The organism is Salinirubellus litoreus, from assembly GCF_037335815.1.
Taxonomy (GTDB): domain Archaea; phylum Halobacteriota; class Halobacteria; order Halobacteriales; family Haloarculaceae; genus Salinirubellus; species Salinirubellus litoreus.
This window is the reverse complement of the sequence record NZ_CP147841.1, coordinates 1102766-1120416: the sequence shown is the minus strand read 5'-3', so window position 1 is coordinate 1120416 and position 17651 is coordinate 1102766. Positions and strand designations below refer to the sequence as shown.

Below are 17651 nucleotides of genomic sequence, written 5' to 3'. Positions count from 1 at the left end.
CCTGCGGGCCGCAGGGGTGTGGGACCGGCGGATCGGGGCGGGAATCGGGGTATCCGACGGCCCCCGCCCGACGCGTCCGGCACCGTCTACCCCGGATAACCTTTATCATTTTCGGTGATATACAATCGTGTATGAGCGAGCACGAGCAGCGGGCCACGGACGGCCGGCGTATCACGTTCGGCGAGACCGTCTACGACGCGGACGGGACGGAACTCGGACACGTCCGCGGGCTCGACGAACACGGGTTCTACGTCAGCACCGCGGCGGGCGTCGTGGCGCTGTCGATGGAGCACGAGGCCGGCAGCAGGACCGGGACCAAGGAGCTCCACTGGCGGTGCTGGGACTGCGGGGAGCTCGGTCGACTGGAGGCGGCCGGTCTCCCCGAGGAGTGTCCCAGCTGCGGCGCTCCGAAGGAGGAGCTCTACTACTGGCAGCAGGACTGACCGGGCCGTCCCGTCGCGGGGCGATATCATCGGAGAGACGTTCTCGTCGCGACCGACGGGTGTCGGCTGGTTTCCACGGACTTCATTAGCCGGCGACCCACAGTCGAGAACATGAGCGAGACGTCGGGCCGGAACGTCCTCTTCGTCGTCATGGACACGGTCCGCAAGGACCGCCTGACGCCGTACGGGTACGACCGGCCCACCACGCCCGGCCTCGACCGGTTCGCCGAGGAGGCCCGGGTGTACGAACAGGCGGTCGCCCCCGCCCCCTGGACGCTCCCGGTCCACGCCTCGATGTTCACCGGGCTCTACCCCTCCGAGCACGGGGCGACCCAGGAGGACCCCTACCTCCCCGACGAGGTGTCGACGCTCGCCGAATCGCTCTCGGCGGCGGGCTACCCGACGGCCTGTTACTCCTCGAACGCCTGGATCACCCCCTACACCCGCCTGACCGCAGGGTTCGACGACCAGGACAACTTCTTCGAGGTGATGCCGGGCGACCTCCTCTCGGGGGCGCTCGCGGACGCCTGGCAGCGTATCAACGACAACGACCGGCTCCGTGCGGTCGCCAATCGACTGGTGGAACTCGGCAACACCCTCCACGAGCACTTCGCGGGCGGCGAGGGGGCCGACTCGAAGACCCCCGAGGTCGTCGACCGGACCATCGATTTCATGGACGACAACGAGGAGTTCTTCGCGTTCATCAACCTGATGGACGCCCACCTGCCGTACTACCCGCCCGGGGAGTACGCCCGGGAGTTCGCTCCCGGCGCGGACCCCGCCGAGGTCTGCCAGAACTCGAAGGAGTACAACTCCGGCGCGCGCGACATCGACGAGGCGGAGTGGCGGGACATCCGCGGGCTCTACGACGCCGAGATACGCCACATCGACGCCGAACTCGGGCGGCTGTTCGACTGGATGCGCGAGCACGACCGCTGGGAGGACACGACGGTGATCGTCTGTGCGGACCACGGCGAACTCCACGGCGAGCACGGCCTCTACGGCCACGAGTTCTGCATCTACGACCCGCTCGTGAACGTCCCGCTCATGGTCAAGGACCCCGACCTCGAACCCGGCCGCGACGAGGGACAGGTCGAACTGCTCGACCTCTACCACACGGTCCTCGACGTCGCCGGCGTGGAGGGGCTCGGGGAGGCACTCGACCCGAAACGTTCCCTCCGAGCGCCGACGGGGGAGCATCGTGGCTTCGACGACGGCGAGTTCGCCTTCGTCGAGTACCACCGCCCGATCGTCGAGCTGAAACAGCTCGAATCGAAGGCGACCGCGGCGGGTATCGGCCTGGAACGGGACTCCCGGTTCTACTCCCGGATGCGCGCCGCACGCCGACCTGACGCGAAGTTCATCCGCAACGAGCGCATCGCCGACGAGGCCTACCGGCTCGACTCGGACCCGGGGGAGACGACCCCCGTCTCGCCCGAGGACGACGAGGCCGTCGCGGAGGTGGCGTCGGCGCTCGCGGGATTCGAGTCGCGGGTCGGCGAGGAGTGGGACGACGCGGGCGGCGACGGCGACGTCCTCGGGGACATGAGCGACGACGCCAGACAGCGCCTGCAGGACCTCGGCTACATGGAGTGAACCGTGCGGTGGGAGACGTTCGACTTCGCCGACCGCGAGACCGTCGCCAAGACGGCCGTCGGGTTCGTCGTGGCCGTCGTCCTGCTCTATCTCGTCGCGGTGGGCCTCGGCACCGAGCGCGTCGCGCGGGCGCTGGCCGACGCGGAACTGCGGTGGATCGCCGTCGGCTGTCTCTCGACGCTCCTGTGTCTCGCGCTCTGGGGTCGCGCCTGGCAGGTCGTCCTCCGGCAGGTCGGTATTCAGGTGCCCTACCGCCGGCTGGTCGTCACCTACTTCGCGGCCACGTTCGCCAACTACGTCACCCCGCTGGGGCAGGCCGGCGGCGAGCCGTTCATCGCGTACGTCCTCGCACGCGACACCGACGCCCCCTACGAGGAGTCGCTCGCGTCGGTCGTCACGGCGGACCTCCTCAACCTCCTCCCGTTCTTCACGTTCGCGGCCGCCGGCCTCTCCTTTCTCCTGCTGGGGGCCGAACTCCCGACGGGCGTCCGACCCCTCGCGTTCGGCCTCCTCGGGATGGCCGTCGGGGTGCCCGCCATCGCCGCCGGGGGCTGGTGGTTCCGGGAACGCGTCCAGCGGGGCATCGTCCGGCTGGTCGGCCCGGTCGCCCGACGCACCGACCGGATGAGCGTCGAAGGGGTCAGACGGCGGATGGAGAACCTCTACGCCGCGTTCGGTCGCATCGCCACCAACCCCCGGGCACTCGCCGAGGCCACGCTGTTCGCCTACGCCGGATGGACCTTCTTCGCGCTCCCGCTCTTCTTCGCCGGGCGAGCGCTCGGCGTCCCCGTCGACCCGCTGCTCGTGCTGTTCATCGTCCCCGCCTCGACGCTCGCGGGGCTCGTCCCCTCGCCCGGGGGTCTCGGCGGGGTCGAGGTGGCGCTGGTCGCGCTGCTCGTCGCGCTCACCCCCGTCGGGGCGGCGACGGCGTTCGCGCTCGCGTTGGTCTACCGGATCGCCTCCTACTGGTTCGCGCTCGTCGTCGGGGGCGTGGCCGCGCTGCTGGTGGTGGGTCGGGCGTAGTGGGGCGGTCTCAGGGTATCGGGTGGGACTGAAAGGGGCCGGTCGATACGCGAACCCCGGCGTTCACGAGAGCTCGCTCTCGTGCAGTATGCGAGACGCGCAGCGTCTCGCATGCACACCAGAACGGCGGAGCCGTTCTGGGGACAGCCCACGAGAACCGCATTGCGGTTCTCGGGACGACGCAAGCACGCGACCGAAGGGAGCGCGCACAGCGAGCCGCGGGAGCGTATCGACCGGGGGCTTTCGAGTTGTTTCCGGTTGTCTCATCACCGACAGCGAGAGGAACAGCTCGAAAGCCCCCGCGTTCTCGACTCGTGCGGTACACGCTGCGCTCCTCACTCGCTCCGCTCGCTGCGGTGCTTGCGGTACCGTACTTCGCCGATGAACTCGCTCCGCTCGTTCATCGAAGTTCGCCTCACTCCGTTCGGCTCACCGTCGAGAACGCGGCCCCTTTCAGTCCCACCCGATAGTCGTCACTCCTCCATCGAACACACGAAAAAGCGAGAGCGTCGAGTGACCTCAGAAGGGAGCCTGCGGGCCCTCGTCGTCGTCGGGGGCGCTGCCTTCGCCCGGGAACGAGGGGCTCGTGCTGCCGCCGGCCATCCCCTCGTTGCCGCCCATGCCGGTATCGGCGTGGACGACCTCGATCTCGGGGATCTCCTGGACCATGCGGCTCTTGATCGCCTGGATGGTCATCGGGGAGATGCCACACCCCGAGCAAGCGCCGCCGAGCATCACCGTCACCGACCCCTCCTCGCGGTCGATGTTCTGGATGGCCGCGCTCCCGCCGTGCATCTGGATCTGCGGGAAGTTCCGGCGGAGGAAGTTGCTGATGCGCTCGCGCAGGTCGTCGTCCTCGCTCTGGGTCTCGGTGCTCATGGGGAGGGCTTGGGCGCGAGGGTGTTTAGGTGTTCTCCTCGGTCGCGTCCGACCCGCCCTCGGAGAGCCCGAACCTTGCACGGAGTTCCTCGTCGAGCACCTCGCGGTAGCGTTCGAGCACCTCCGCGAGCCGCGAGTCGTCGACGACGACGCCGGCGGCCTCGACGCGCTCGGCCGGCGAGGGCTCCTCGGGAACGTCGATCCGGAACCCGCCGTCCTCGTAGAACGGCTCGGACTCGGCGAGCACGCGCTGGTCGACCGCGTGGACGAGCGTCGAGTCGTAGCGGTCGTTCATCCGGTCGAACGCGGACTTGTAGGCCTGCTGGAGCGTCGTGAAGTACTCGCGGTACTTCTCCTCCTCGAACCGCTCGGGGTCGAACCCGCCGTCGGTCGTGTCCCCTCGCTCGCTCTCGCTCATACCCGTCGATTCGACGCTTGCAGGGAAAAGTGGGCCGGTTCCCGCGATCCACAGCACGAACCGAGGGTCGAACGCGGAGGTCAGGCCGCGACGTCCTCGTAGGGGAGTTCGAGCAGGCGGGCATCGCACTCCCGACAGGAGGCGGCGACCACCTCGTGCGAGCGACAGCAGGATGAGACGGTCTCGCGCTCGGCGAACACCGGACCGCCGCACTCCGGGCACTCCTCCAGGAAGATACGGAGGCCGCCGAGGAGCTGGCTCCGGGCTTCGGTGGGGAGCGACGCCCACCCATCGACGCGAGACGGGAGCTCGTGGGCGGCCGCCAGGTCCGCGACGAGCGCGGCGTGGGACTCCCACTGGCCGGCGCGGACCCCGTCGATCCGGGCGACGGTCGCCGAGCCGTACTCCTCGAACTCGACGACCTCGGGGTCGACGTCGAGCTGTCGGGCGAGCTCCTCGCGCGCGGCCGTCTCGTCGTCGCGGACGGCGTCCATCCGGGCGTACCACCCGCGCTCGAACCCCCCGTCGAGACAGAGGTCGTCGACGTCCTCGCAGGGCTCGACGACCCCCCCATCGAGGAGGACCCGCTCGGCGTCGAAGGCCTCGGCGTCGAACTCCTCGGTCCCATCGTCGGGGCCGGACTCGACGGCGTCGAGCCCGCTCGCCCGCGCGGGTCCCTTGTCGAAGTAGGCGAGGAGCCAGTCGGGGAAGTACCGCTTCGTGAGTTCGGGCGTCCCCGGGACGAGGTAGCCGCGGAGCCAGATGGCGAGCGCCGACGCGACGAGGACGGCGACACCGAGCGGCATCCAGACGACCGCCAGGGCCGCCCCGAGCACGACCGCGATGACCGAGTTGGCGAGCGTACACGGGATACAGCGGTTCTCGCCGGTGTACTCGGGCTGGCGGAAGCGCTGGAGCGTCGACATCGGCGAGACGATGGACCGCCGGGAGTATAGGCTTCACGCCACCGGACACCTGACTCACGACCGGGAGTTCGGAATCGGGTTCGGGGCGGCGGGGATGAGCACCCCGCTCCGCGGGATCAGTCGAAGTCCCGGTTCGCGTCGAACCAGCCGACCGCGAAGTCGACCATTGGTCGCATCTCGAGGAGCTTCGCCGACCCGACGCCGACGGTCCCCGTCCTGACGGCCTCCGGGCGTTCCTCCTCGAACGCCGTGCCACACGCCGAGAAGTCGTCGCTGTCGATAGGGATGTCCTCGAACGTCACCCACCGCCGCTCGCCGTCGACGAGGACCGGCGCACCCTTCGCCACCTGCCCCGGGTCCCCCTCGGTTCGATACTCCGCGAGGTGGAGGGAGGTGTTCGTCCCGTGGTCGGTTCCGAGGAACAGAACCCTCCCGTCGAGGTCGTACACGCGTGCGAGCGGCGAGTTCTCACCCAGACGGGAGTCGAGATCGTGCCCGTCCGTGACGAACCCGGCGTCGGGACCCCGGGCGGCGAACGAGAGATTGGGGTGCTCGCTCCGTCGAACGTCCGGGTACGACCGGAAGCACTCGGCGACCGCACCCATCCCCCGGGTGGGTGTCACCCCCGGACGGAAGGGCGGCATCGACTCCCGTATCGACTCGTACCAGGACTCCGGGACCGGCGGGTTCTCCCACTCGGAGGGCCCGCTGTGACCCGGAGTGTGGGTCGGCATGACGAGCGTCCCACCGTCCGTGAGCACACGCTGGAGGGCGTCGACGACCGCCGGCGGGCCACCACAGACCCAGCCCAGACTGGAGAGCGAACCGTGGACGAGGAGCGTATCCCCCGGCTCGACGCCGAGGTCCACGAGGTCGCTCGCCATCGAGTCGACGGTCACCGGCTCCGGGGAGCGCTCCTCGGGGAGCGTATCGGTCATACGCCACCCAGGTCGGCGGATCGAATAAGTCACCGGGGGGTCTGTTACCGCTCTCTGCTCTCGTGACGGCCGGGCGCGGAAAACAGGGGAGGTTCGCTATCGCCGTATCCGGTTTACCGAGTGCGGGGATCGAGGGATCCGGATCCCGCTCAGGGCACCGCAGAGGGCGTCACAGTTGCGTCCGCCCGGCATGCCGCATCGCCCCTCTCGCCGGTAGCCCGGAGCCAGCCCGCCGTTCTGGAAGACCCGCGCCCGTAGCTTCGAGTCGAATATCCCCCGTCCCGCTCCTTCACCCGCCACCGATGGCCTGCAGGGGAGACGCGATGCTCCGTTCGGATTCGGCGTCGGCCGGCCCACGAGTAGCCCGTCGAGCGCTCGGCCGTGTCCTACAGTACGGAGGGATGCCGAACCCCAACGGGTCAGGGATCACCTCACCTGAGACCCCCTACCGTCGCCCCCGTATTACGTGGTCGAGAACGCCCGCTCCTGATCCGGACGATCGATCCTCGTCTCCTCCGCCGGATGCACAGTGGATCGCTCCAACGACACGGCATCTACTGTCCGCGACGACTGCGACAGGAAGTGTCTCCTCTGTCTCCCAGGTGATTGTACTCGCGTGCCGCCCGGGCACACGCGAGCGATGGCGTCTCGGGATCGGGCGTCCGAACGCCGACCCCGAGGAGGACTCGACCGTCGCCGTACCGAGCGGCCCACCCGTTCGTAAATCGTATGCTACGATACGAAACCGACGACGATCGTCCTCACTCGGCAAGCACCCGACACGCCACGGGCGCCGACGAGAGAGACGTTCGACGGAATCGAGGGGGTGAGTGGGGGAGCGGCTAGACGGGCAGGCGAAGCCTGCGCTCGACGGCGGGCCCAATTAGGCCCACCTAAAATTCGAAAACGCTTTGAATAGTTAGGCAAGCCTAAACCGTATGTGGAGAGAGTCAGGCGACGGGGGAGAACCGACACGGCGAGCCTACCTGAAGTACGGGGGGGCGGTCGTCACCAGTGGGCTCCTGGCGGGGTGTACCGGGGGAACCGACTCGGGATCGACGGCCGATCCCACGGGGACGGCCGCGGGGACGCCGTCCGAGGCCGAGACGAGTACGGCCACCGCGGAGTCCGTGACGGAGACCCGGACGGCCACCGCGGAGCCGGAGTCCGAACCCTACACGGTGTCGATGGCACCGGTGGGGGAGGTCACCTTCGATGCCGTCCCCGAGACGTGGGTGGCGAACAACGGAAGCTGGGCGGACATGGGGGTCGCGCTCGGCCTCGAACCGCCGAAGGCCGTCTGGCTCACCTCCCGGTACCACACCCAGTACTACGACTCGATACCGGGGGTCAGCGTGGACAGGAGCGACATGGTCTCGCTCTACCAGGACGGGGTGAGCAAGGAGCTGTTCTACGAACTCGACGGGGACGTCCACGTCATGGATCCGCACTTCCTGATGAACCGGTTCGGCGGGTGGAAGGAGTCGGACATCGACGAGATCGACGAGAACGTCGGCCCGTTCTTCGGCAACTGCATCTACGCCCAGCACTACCCCTGGCACGAGGACTACCGGTACTACACGCTCTACGAGGGGTTCGAGAAGCTCGCGCACGTGTTCCAGCGCCGGGAGCGCTACGCGGCGTTCGAGTCGATACACGACGAGTTCCAGCAGAACCTCGCACCGGTCGTCCCGGGCCAGGGCGAGCGCCCGTCCGTGGCCGTCCTCTGGGGGGTCGGCGATGGGCCCGAGAAGTTCTACCCCTACATCATCGGTGAGGGGACCGGGTTCAAGCACCTGCGCGATCTCGGAGTCCGCGACACGCTCGCCAGCACGGACATCAGGGACTTCCACGGGAGCCGTGCGGCCATCGACATCGAGACCCTGCTGGAGGTCGACCCGGAGGTGCTCATGCTCCGTGGGTACGAGTCAAAGTCCGCGGAGACGTTCCGGAATACGGTGGTCGAGTTCCTCCGGAACCACGCGACGGCGAGCGAACTCACCGCGGTACGGAACGGCGACGTCTACCGGGCGGGGGGGTTGTACCAGGGACCGATCACGAACCTCGTACTCACCGAGCGCACGGCCGGACAGCTCTACGACGCCGACGAGGAGCTGTTCGACCGCCAGCGGGTGGCCGACGTCGTCGCCGGGGAGCTCTGACATGGACGACGCCGCGAGGGGGCAGGTCGGGACCGACCGCGACCGCCGGCACGAGTACGACGTCGCCGTCGTCGGGGGCGGTCCCGCGGGCTGTTCGGCGGGCGTGTTCACCGCCCGGTACGGCCTCGATACGGTGGTCCTCGACCGCGGACGATCCTCGATCCGGCGGTGCGCCCACCTGGAGAACTACCTCGGGTTCCCCGGCGGGATCGACGTCGAGACGCTCTACGGGCTGATGCACGACCACGCGGAGGCGGCAGGTTGTGAGCTCCGGGACGACCTCGTCGAGTCGGTCGACCGATTCGAGGACGTTCGGCGGACGGCGTCCGCCGAGCCAGCCGGAGCAAGCAGCTCCGGTGACCGCGACGGGTTCGTCGTGACGCCACAGGAGGGCGAGCCGATCACCGCCCGACGAGTCGTCGCGGCCACGCGCTACGACGGCGAGTACCTGCGCGGGCTCGACGACGAGACGGCGATGTTCGAGACCAACGAGCACGACGGCGAGACCCACGAACACCTCGATACGGGCTACGCCGGATCCGAGGGAGGGACGCCGGTCGAGGGACTGTTCGTCGCCTCACCCGCCGAGTTCGACCACCAGGCGATCGTGGCCGCCGGGCGGGGCGCACGGGTCGGCGTGGCGGTCGTCGAGGCCGTCCGACGGGAGCGGGGTTACCCCGAACCCCTCGTGGACTACTACGACTGGGTCCGCCGGGAGGCCGAACTCGACGGGGAGTGGGCCGACCGCGACCGGTGGCGGCAGTGGTTCGACGAGCGCCTGCCCGACGACCACGGCCTCGACGGGGAGCGGCTCGTCGAACTGCGCGAGCGCGAGGTCGACCGTCGGCTCGACAGCTACCTCCCCGGGGGCGAGATCGACCGCCGGGCCGAGCGCGGACACGACTGGCTGCTCGAACACGTCGACGACGAACGGATCCTGGCGGCGGCACGCGAGATCGAGGCCGGCCGGCAGGCGGCGAGCCCGGACGGGGGGGACCGGCCGTGAGCGGCGAGACCGCCACGGGTGGCGGGGCGACGACCCGCCGGGAGCGCTGGCTGGGCTGGTTCGACGGTTCGCTGTTCACCCTCTGTCTCGGGAGCGTGGTCGTCGTGATCGCCGGCGGGCTCGTCCAGGTGAGCTTCGGCGCGTTCTCGATGAGCATCGTCGAGGCCTGGCAGGCCGTCTTCGACCCCGAGGTCGTGTTCAACCGTCAGGCCTGGGAGGCGTTCCTGTTCGGCGCGGGGGTCCCGGAGATGAACAAGCGCAGCCTCATCGTCTGGAACATTCGACTGCCTCGGGTGTTCGTCGCGGTCCTGGTGGGGATGAACCTCGCCGTCTCGGGAGCGATCTTCCAGGCAGTGACTCGAAACGAACTGGCGAGCCCGTTCATCCTCGGGGTCTCCTCGGGCGCGGGGCTGATGATACTGCTCACCCTCGTCGTGTTCTCGGGGATGACGCTCGTCGTCCCGCTCGTCTTCGGTACGCTCACCCTCGGGGTCTCCTCGCTCCTCCCGGTCATCGCCTCGCTCGGCGGCGTCGTCGCGTTCCTGATCGTCTACGCCATCGCCTGGAAGAACGGCACGTCGCCGGTACGGCTCGTCCTCGCGGGCGTGATCGTCGGGACGGTGTTCGGCTCGCTCCAGACGGGCCTGTTCTTCTTCGCCGACGACCTCGGCGTCGTCCAGTCGGCCATCGCGTGGACGACCGGATCGCTCACGGGGACCGACTGGGAGCAGGTCCGGATGGCGCTGCCCTGGACGGGGCTCGCCATGGGGCTCGCGCTGATCAGTTCCCGACAGCTCAACCTGCTGCTGCTCGGCGAGAGCACCGCGAAGTCGCTCGGGATGAGCGTCGAGCGGGTCCGGTTCGCGCTGTCGGGGATCGCGGTGCTCGCCGCCGCGGCGAGCATCGCCGTCGCCGGTATCGTCGGGTTCGTCGGCCTGATCGTCCCCCACATGGTCCGGAACGTGGTCGGCAGCGACTACCGGAAGCTCGTGATCGGCTGTGTGTTCACTGGACCGGCGCTGATGGTCGCGGCCGACGTCGGCGCGCGCCTCGCGCTCAACCCCGTCCAGATCCCGGTCGGCATCGTCACCGGGCTGGTCGGCGGACCGTACTTCCTGTACCTGATGCGCAAACAGCAGAACATGGGTGAGATCTGATGAGTGACGAAGAACCACGGACCGACGGCGGAGCGGTATCGACCCTGAAAGGACGCAGCGACATAGAGGGCTCGACCGACGGGGACGGGACGTCGGCCAGCGAGTTCGCCGGCGAGGAGCTCGTCATCGGCTACCCGTCGACGGGCGAACCGGTCATCGACGGCGAATCCATCCGGGTCCTCCCCGGCGAGGTGACGGCACTCGTCGGTCCGAACGGGTCGGGCAAGAGCACGCTCCTGAAGGCGCTCGCCGACCAGCTCGCGCTCGACGGCGGGACGGTCCTGCTCGACGGTGCGGACGTCCACCGGCTCGGGACGAAGGAGCTCGCCCGGAAGCTCGGGCTGCTCTCACAGGAGAACGTCTCGCCGAACAGCCTCACCGTCGAGAAGCTGGTCGAGCACGGGCGCTACCCCCACCGGGGGTTCTTCGACGGGCTTGGGGACGAGGATCGGGAGGCCATCGAGCGGGCCATCTCACTCGCGGGGATCGAGCACCTGCGAGAGCGGGAGGTCGGGAGCCTCAGTGGGGGACAGAAACAGCTCGTGTGGATCGCGATGGTGCTCGCCCAGGAGACCGACGTGCTCCTCCTGGACGAGCCGACGACGTTCCTCGACCTGCACCACCAGCTCGAGGTGATGGGGATCGTCGAGACGCTCCGGGACGAGAGCGACGTGACGGTCGTCCTCGTTCTCCACGATATCGACCAGGCGGCCCGTTACGCCGACAGCGTGGTCGCGCTCAAGGACGGCTCGATCCGTGCGCGTGGACCCCCCGGGGACGTCGTCACCGAGGAGCTGCTCGCGGAGGTCTTCGGGATCGAGGCCACCGTCGAGACCACCGACCGCGGCCCCCGTATCACGCCGCTGCGGCCCCTCCACGACCGTGGTGACTCGGGTCCGGTACCGGACGGGTGAGTGCGGCCAGTCGGTAGTGACTCCGGAGACCGGCCAAGGGGACACAGCCGGGAGAGACCGCGAGGGTGTCGCGAGCGTCGTCGCTGGAGGCTCGTGAACGCGAGCGCGGACGACGAGCGGGACTGACCTCACGGACCGAAGCGAGAGGAAGCGACGACGGACCGTTCGCCCGTCCGGTAAGCCGGTGTCGGTCGGCGGTAGGGCGGTCCGGGGATACCGAACTACCGCCCGACGAGGAAGACGAGGAACCCGACGAGTGCGAGCGCCTCGGCGGCGAGCTCCGTCCCCGCCAACCCGAGGACGGCGACCACCTCGAGGACGCCCCCGAGCGCGACCCCCGCACAGCCGGCGAGTGCGACAGGTGAGCCACGCGCGCGGCGGGCGAGGAGCAGTCCGGCACCGACCAGCGCGGCGGGGTAGAGCAGCCCGAGCGGGCGGTCCGCGAGGACGAGGACCACCAGCAGGAACCCGGCTATGAGGAGGCCGGCGAACCGAGCGACCCGTGGGTCGCCGAGCCGGTCCCACGGGGAACGCTCGCCGTCCTCGCTCATCCGAGCTGTTCGCCGACGATGCGGTCGGCCTCGGCGACGAACTCGGCCTCGGAACCGGCGGGAACGGTCGCGCCGGCGGCGACGTCGTGGCCGCCACCCTTGCCACCCACCGCCGCGCTCGCCTCGCCCATCACCGCCGAGAGATCGAGCCCCTTCCGGACGAGCGTGCCCGTCCCGCGGGCGGAGACCTTCGTCTCCTCGTCGTTCTTCCGGGCGAAGGCGATTATCGGGACGCTGCGGTCGACGCCGTCGCTCCCGTAGGCCATCCCGGCGACGATACCGACGATCGTCTCCCGGATCTCCTCGCCCGCGTCGAACCACTGGAGGTGCTCCTCGCGGGTGACCCCCTCGCGTTTGACGTACTGTAAGCCTTCGGAGAGGTTACGCCGGTGGTTACGGAGGAGTTCCCGCGCGCGGTCGAGCCCCGACCCCCGGTTTCCGAGACAGACCGCGAGGCCGACGTCCGCTCGCTCGTACCGGGCGGTGGCGTTCAGCAGGGTGGAGAACTCGCTCGCGTCGCGGAGCTCCGTCCCCTCGGGCTCCGCCAGCAGGGTGTAGGTCGTCCCGACGAGCCGGTCGATCTTCCCCGAGGGGACGCCCCGCTCGACGGCCCGCTGCAGGAGGGCGCTCGCGAGCCGTTGGCGCTCGGCGTCGCTCAGGTCGACCCACCGCTTCCAGTCCTCGCCGTCCCGGCAGTCGACGTCGAGCTCGGAGAGGAACTCGATCGAACCGCGCTGGCTGTTAGAGATGCCGGGGATGAAGACGTCGGTGGCGTACTCCAGGAGTTTGGGGAGCGGTCGCGTCTGCTTGCCGTAGACCGCGAGGTCGGTCGACTCCTCGAGGACCCCCGCATCGACCCCGTCGGCGACGAGCGCCGCGTTCGCGCCGTGGAGTTCCCCACCCGAGGCCTGCATGTCCCCGACCGCGCCGACGACCGCGAGCGCCGCCAGATCGCGGTTGTCACGTCCGTTCCCGTCGTCCTCCAGCGCCCGGGCGAGCAGGTAGGCCGCGCCCGCTCCGGAGAGCTCGGAGGCACCGTCGATACCCTCCAGCAGGGGGTTGAGGTGGAACTCGGTCTCGGCGTCGGCCGGCTGGTGGTGATCGGCGACGACCGGGGTGAACGCCCCGCGGCGCTCGTACTCGGCGATGGCGTCGAGCTGGCCGCTCCCGAAGTCCGTAAAGAGGACGGTGCCGTACTCGCGTGCGGCGATGCTCGCCACCTCGCGGTCGTCGAGCTGCTTCTTGAACACCGTCTCGAAGGGGATCCCGGCCCGCCGGAGCGCGGTGGCGGCGACACCCGCACTCGTCAGCCCGTCGGCGTCGATGTGCGAGGCCAGGAGCACGCGGTCGGCCTCGCGCAGGCGGTCGGCACACCGCTCGGCGCGGTCGGCGAGCGCGGGAACGGGGGCGGGGACGCTGGTGGCCATCGAGGCGAGATAGCGCGCCTTCGGATTTGAACCCTCGGTGTCCCCACGGGAGGACCTCGGCCGAAACGGAGCCGTCGGTGGTCGACGATTCGATATAGCGACCGGCCGTTTACGCTCCCCCGATCCGGCGTCACGGCGGTCACGGCTGACCGGCCGTCAACGGGACCCTCAGCACCGTTCTCGACCCTGGAACGGCGGTAGAACTCCGGTGAACGCCGGGGACGTCGACCGGGCTCTCGAAGACGGAGTCCGAGAGCACCGGAGAGCGTGCGGGAGTCGAACCCTCGTCGGCGAGGGAGGGACCACCGGACAAGGCGTATTCGTTCGAGCGCACTGTTCGCGGGCGTGCCCTCCACGAACCGACGCGCGGTCCTCGCCGCCCCGGGGACGGCGGCCGTCGGCGGCCTCGCCGGCTGCTCTGCGTCCCCAGGCGGGGACGCCCCCGCCGGGAGCCTCCGATTCGACAACCGCGACGACCCCCCACCTGTTCGCGTTCCGTGTCACGGGCGTCGGCGAGCGACCCGGGGACGACGGAGCCGGGACTACCCTCTACCACCCGGCACCGCCCGGACCCGATCGGGGCCGCGTCCTCGGCGGAACGACGTACGAGACGGGCGAGTTCTCACGGGTCATCAGCGCGACGTCCGACCCCGGCGCGTTCACGCCCGGGTAACCCGGTCCGGTCGGGACTCGACCGGCCTCGACGAGCGTGGAAGTTTCAAGCCCAGCGCCCCAGGGTTCGGTAATGACCGTGCGGACGCGAGTGGCCGACGTGAGCGACGTGCCCGAGACGGGGTCGTACCTGTTCACCGTCAGGGAACGAGGGGGGAACGAGGAGGAGGTCATCCTGGTGTGCTGTGAGGACGAGGAGGGGCCGATACAGGCGTGGAAGAACTTCTGTCAGCACGAGACCGACCAGCGCCTCGACCGCGGGGTCGGGAACGGCGCGGTGATGCGAGACGGCGGCGTCGTCTGCCCGAAGCACGGCTCGGTGTTCGACTCCTGTTCGGGCTACTGCGACAACGGGAAGGCCGCCGGATCGACGCTCGTCGAGGTCGATGTCGAGGTCGAGGACGGGGGGGTTTACCTGACCGACGACGGCCTGACCTACCGCCACGACGGCGGGATCGAGGACGATGACGACGACATGCCGAGCTCGTCCTCACACCTGTCGTTCTGAGGCCGTTCGCCCGGTCGGTCGCGCCAGCCTCTCGGCGGTCGCCACACCCGTCCGGCGTCCGGAGCCGTAAACCGATGACGACGATACGAAACCGTGTCCGCTCGGTCGCAGTCGGGACCGGGCGACGGGCGACAGCGGCGCTCGAACGCTCGGTGGGCCGAGAGAGCGGTGGGCGCGGAGCGCCAAGGGACCCGATACGGTCAGGAGGAGAACAGGATGGCAGGCGGACCGGAGAGACCGACGACAGTCTCACTCCCGCTCGCGTATCCGGGTGACGACCTCGCGGGCGAGCGTCTCGAAGTCGGCGGTGTCGGGAACGACGTCGACCTCGATGCCCAGGTCGGCGGCCCGGTCCGCGGTCGGTCGGCCGATGGCACCGACGACGGCGTCGTCCAGCCCCGCGATCGCCGCCTCCCGTATCCCGCGGTCGGCGGCGGCCCCGACGAAGTGTTCGACGGTGAGCGAGGAGGAGAACAGCGCCCCATCGAGGTCGCCCCGGGCGGCGCGCTCGCAGCTCTCCCCCGCCTCGGCGGGGCGGACGAGCCGGTAGAGGACGGTCTCGTGGACGTACGCCCCGATGTCGTTGAGTCCTTCGAGGAGTACGTCGCTCCCGTGGTCCGACCGGGCGATCTCGACCCGTACGCCCTCGACCGCGTCGCGTAGCTCCTCGACCAGCCCCGCCGAGGAGTAGGTCTCGGGAACCCGGTCGACCCCGTAGCCGTGCTCGCGGAACGCCTCGGCGGTCGAGGAGCCGATAGCACACAGCTCACCGGTCGGAACCCAGTCGGACTCGTCGACGAGTTCGACGCCGGTCTTGCTCGTGAGGACCGTGAACTCGGCGTCCGTTCGCGGGTGTTCGTCCGTGGGTTCGACGGCGAGCATCGCGTCGGCGACCGCCTCGCACTCGAGCGATTCGAGCAGCGCGACGGCGTCACGGAGGCGGTCGTCGTCGGGTCGGAAGACCGCGATCACGGGTGCGGACGTCATCGGCCCGCCCCCCGGGTGTCCGTCGACGACGATCGCCGAGGATTCCCTATCGCGACATGTGGTTTACCCATCCTCGTCACCTCCCTCGCGGAGGAACGCCTTCACACGCTCTCTCGTGGCCGCGACCTCCCCGATCACGGTGATCGCGGGCGGTTCGATCCCCTCCCGGTCGCGGAGGTCGACGATGGTGTCGAGGGTTCCCGTGACGACCCGCTGGTCGGGCCAGGTCGCCCGCTCGACCATCGCCACCGGAGTCTCGGGGGCCATCCCGCCTCCCCGGAGCGCGGCGACGTACTCCGGGAGTTTGCCGACGCCCATCAGGACGACGAGCGTTCCGCCCGTCGCCGCGAGCGCCTCCCAGTCGACCGCCGACTCCTCCTTCGTGGGGTCCTCGTGCCCGGTGACGAAGGAGACACTCGAGGCGAAATCGCGGTGGGTGAGCGGGATACCCGCGACGCCGGGGCCAGCGACCGCCGAGGAGAGCCCGGGGACGACCTCGAACGCCACCTCGTGTTCGGCGAGGTGCTCCATCTCCTCGCCGCCGCGGCCGAAGACGAACGGGTCGCCGCCCTTCAGCCGGACGATCCGCTTTCCCTCGCGGGCGAGTTCGACCATCCGGCGGTTCGTGTACTCCTGTGGCGTCCACTCCCCGCCGGCCCGCTTGCCGACGTCCTCGCGACGCTCCTCGGGGATCAGATCGAGGATCTCCGGGCCGGGGAGCTTGTCGTGGAGGACGACGTCGGCCTCGTCGACGAGGCGTCGGGCCTTCACCGTCATGAGGTCGGGGTCGCCGGGGCCGCTCCCGACGAGGTAGACGACGCCCCCGGGTTCGCCGTCAGCCGTGTCCACCCCGCTCATCGTGGAGCCTCCTGCTCGTCCTCCCCCTCGTCCGCTCGCTTCGCCTCCCGTTCCTCCTCGTCGTGGACGCGCGCGGCCTCGATGAGGTCGTCAGCGCCGCGTTCGGCGAGGACCTCGGCGAACGTCCGGGCGGCCTCGGCGTGGTCGCCGACCGGGAGGTCGCGGCTCGCGCTCACCTCCTCGGTGCCGTCCCGCGAGAGCACGCGGACGGTCGCGTGGACGAACTCGCCCCGCATCGTCGCGTGAATGCCGACCGGGGCGACGCACCCCCCGCCGAGCGTCTCGAGTATCGTGCGCTCGGCGGTCGTCTCGACGCGCGTCCGCGGGTGGTTCACCCGTTCGTGGACGTGTGCGGCGAACTCGCCGTCGAGGGCGGTGACCGCCAGCGCGCCCTGACCGGGTGCGGGGACGAACCGCGAGACGGGGAGCCGCTCGTAGGCGACGTGCGGGAGGAGGCCGATCCGCTCCAGTCCCGCCTCGGCGAGCACGATGGCGTCGTACTCGGTAGTCCAATCGCGGCCGAGCGCCCGGCGCTCGATCTCGGTCAGGTCGTCGAACCACTCCTCGACGGTCCGGTCGAACGCCTCGTCGCTCTCGCCCTCCTCGCCCGACTCCTCGGCTTCCATGCGCCGCTCGTGCTCGCGCTGGCGCGAGGGCGCGAGGAGCTTCTCGATGCGGGTGTCGACGTTCCCGCGGAGGGATTCGACCTCGATATCAGGACGCTCGGCCAGCAACTGGGCCGTCCGCCTGAGGCTCGACGTCCCGACGACCGCCCCCTCGGGAAGGTCCGCGATCGACCCGCCGTCGGGCGTGATGAGTACATCGTGGGGCGGCGCTCGCTTCGGGACGCCCGCGACCACCAGTTCGTCGGGAAACTCCGTCGGGACGTCCTTCATCGAGTGGACGGCGGCGTCACAGTCACCGTCGAGGACGCGCTCGTCGACCGCGCGGACGAACGCACCCGTCTTGCCGAGCCGGTGAATGAGCTCCTCGCGGAGCTGATCGCCGTGGGTCTCGACGGCGACGAGTTCGACCTCCGTCCGGCGGTCGGCGAGCCGGTCCTCGACCGCCGACGCCTGGCGTAACGCGAGGTCCGACCCCCGCGTCGCGAGGCGGAGGGTCCGGGATTCTCTCATGGGATGGGGTCGGCGACGACGGTAGAAGGGCGCTTCGGGTCGCGGGCGGG

17 protein-coding genes are annotated in these 17651 nt (G+C 69.9%); 8 read left to right on the top strand and 9 right to left on the bottom strand.

The window, feature by feature from the left end; all coding sequences use genetic code 11:
• The first annotated feature begins 131 nt into the window (after nt 1-131).
• The 3 genes from WDJ58_RS05425 to WDJ58_RS05415 all read left to right on the top strand — a co-directional run bounded on the left by WDJ58_RS05425 (nt 132) and on the right by WDJ58_RS05415 (nt 3062).
• Nucleotides 132-443 carry a DUF7130 family rubredoxin-like protein gene (locus tag WDJ58_RS05425; protein WP_338916619.1) on the top strand — a complete coding sequence of 104 codons (312 nt, stop codon included), beginning with the start codon at nt 132-134 and terminating at the stop codon, nt 441-443.
• Between the two features lie 111 nt (nt 444-554).
• Nucleotides 555-2039, top strand: a complete 1485-nt coding sequence (locus tag WDJ58_RS05420; RefSeq protein WP_338916618.1) for a sulfatase — start codon at nt 555-557, stop codon at nt 2037-2039.
• Nucleotides 2040-2042: 3 nt separating this feature from the next.
• Nucleotides 2043-3062: a lysylphosphatidylglycerol synthase transmembrane domain-containing protein gene (locus WDJ58_RS05415; RefSeq protein ID WP_338916617.1), complete on the top strand. Its 1020-nt coding sequence runs from the start codon at nt 2043-2045 to the stop codon at nt 3060-3062.
• A gap of 519 nt (nt 3063-3581) precedes the next feature.
• On the opposite strand, the gene WDJ58_RS05410 is transcribed toward WDJ58_RS05415, so the two are convergent.
• From WDJ58_RS05410 to WDJ58_RS05395, 4 genes are all read right to left on the bottom strand, one after another.
• A complete protein-coding gene (locus WDJ58_RS05410) occupies nt 3582-3941 on the bottom strand; it encodes a NifU family protein (protein WP_338916616.1) in 360 nt (119 codons plus the stop codon).
• A gap of 25 nt (nt 3942-3966) precedes the next feature.
• On the bottom strand, nt 3967-4359 hold the full coding sequence (locus tag WDJ58_RS05405; RefSeq protein ID WP_338916615.1) for a DUF5783 family protein: 393 nt from the start codon (nt 4357-4359) through the stop codon (nt 3967-3969).
• An 80-nt stretch (nt 4360-4439) separates the two neighbouring features.
• Nucleotides 4440-5285 (bottom strand): hypothetical protein, encoded by an 846-nt coding sequence (locus tag WDJ58_RS05400; protein ID WP_338916614.1) that lies wholly within the window; start codon nt 5283-5285, stop codon nt 4440-4442.
• A gap of 116 nt (nt 5286-5401) precedes the next feature.
• Nucleotides 5402-6223: an aminoglycoside N(3)-acetyltransferase gene (locus WDJ58_RS05395; RefSeq protein ID WP_338916613.1), complete on the bottom strand. Its 822-nt coding sequence runs from the start codon at nt 6221-6223 to the stop codon at nt 5402-5404.
• A 938-nt stretch (nt 6224-7161) separates the two neighbouring features.
• Between WDJ58_RS05395 and WDJ58_RS05390 the strand changes: the two genes are divergently transcribed.
• From WDJ58_RS05390 to WDJ58_RS05375, 4 genes are read left to right on the top strand one after another with little or no spacing between them, the layout of a single operon-like run.
• Nucleotides 7162-8385 (top strand): ABC transporter substrate-binding protein, encoded by a 1224-nt coding sequence (locus WDJ58_RS05390; RefSeq protein WP_338916612.1) that lies wholly within the window; start codon nt 7162-7164, stop codon nt 8383-8385.
• Between the two features lies 1 nt (nt 8386).
• Nucleotides 8387-9391, top strand: a complete 1005-nt coding sequence (locus WDJ58_RS05385) for an NAD(P)/FAD-dependent oxidoreductase (protein ID WP_338916611.1) — start codon at nt 8387-8389, stop codon at nt 9389-9391.
• On the top strand, nt 9388-10548 hold the full coding sequence (locus tag WDJ58_RS05380) for a FecCD family ABC transporter permease (protein ID WP_338916610.1): 1161 nt from the start codon (nt 9388-9390) through the stop codon (nt 10546-10548). Before WDJ58_RS05385 ends, WDJ58_RS05380 begins: the two co-directional genes overlap by 4 nt.
• Nucleotides 10548-11462 (top strand): ABC transporter ATP-binding protein, encoded by a 915-nt coding sequence (locus tag WDJ58_RS05375; RefSeq protein WP_338916609.1) that lies wholly within the window; start codon nt 10548-10550, stop codon nt 11460-11462. Before WDJ58_RS05380 ends, WDJ58_RS05375 begins: the two co-directional genes overlap by 1 nt.
• A gap of 221 nt (nt 11463-11683) precedes the next feature.
• Here the strand turns inward: WDJ58_RS05375 and WDJ58_RS05370 are convergent, their stop codons facing one another.
• Both WDJ58_RS05370 and WDJ58_RS05365 read right to left on the bottom strand, forming a co-directional pair.
• Nucleotides 11684-12013, bottom strand: a complete 330-nt coding sequence (locus WDJ58_RS05370; protein ID WP_338916608.1) for a hypothetical protein — start codon at nt 12011-12013, stop codon at nt 11684-11686.
• On the bottom strand, nt 12010-13440 hold the full coding sequence (locus WDJ58_RS05365; protein ID WP_338916607.1) for a DHH family phosphoesterase: 1431 nt from the start codon (nt 13438-13440) through the stop codon (nt 12010-12012). The genes WDJ58_RS05370 and WDJ58_RS05365 overlap by 4 nt, the downstream gene beginning before the upstream one ends.
• 745 nt (nt 13441-14185) lie before the next feature.
• On the opposite strand from WDJ58_RS05365, the gene WDJ58_RS05360 reads away from it, so the two are divergent.
• Complete coding sequence (locus tag WDJ58_RS05360; RefSeq protein ID WP_338916606.1) at nt 14186-14620, top strand: Rieske (2Fe-2S) protein; 435 nt, start codon at nt 14186-14188, stop codon at nt 14618-14620.
• Between the two features lie 249 nt (nt 14621-14869).
• Here WDJ58_RS05360 and WDJ58_RS05355 read toward each other — a convergent pair whose 3' ends face one another.
• The 3 genes from WDJ58_RS05355 to hemC form a co-directional block, all read right to left on the bottom strand.
• Nucleotides 14870-15607: a uroporphyrinogen-III synthase gene (locus WDJ58_RS05355; RefSeq protein WP_338916605.1), complete on the bottom strand. Its 738-nt coding sequence runs from the start codon at nt 15605-15607 to the stop codon at nt 14870-14872.
• A gap of 63 nt (nt 15608-15670) precedes the next feature.
• Nucleotides 15671-16465: a uroporphyrinogen-III C-methyltransferase gene (cobA, locus tag WDJ58_RS05350; RefSeq protein ID WP_338916604.1), complete on the bottom strand. Its 795-nt coding sequence runs from the start codon at nt 16463-16465 to the stop codon at nt 15671-15673.
• Nucleotides 16462-17601 (bottom strand): hydroxymethylbilane synthase, encoded by a 1140-nt coding sequence (gene hemC / locus WDJ58_RS05345; protein ID WP_338916603.1) that lies wholly within the window; start codon nt 17599-17601, stop codon nt 16462-16464. Before hemC ends, cobA begins: the two co-directional genes overlap by 4 nt.
• Nucleotides 17602-17651 lie beyond the last annotated feature (50 nt).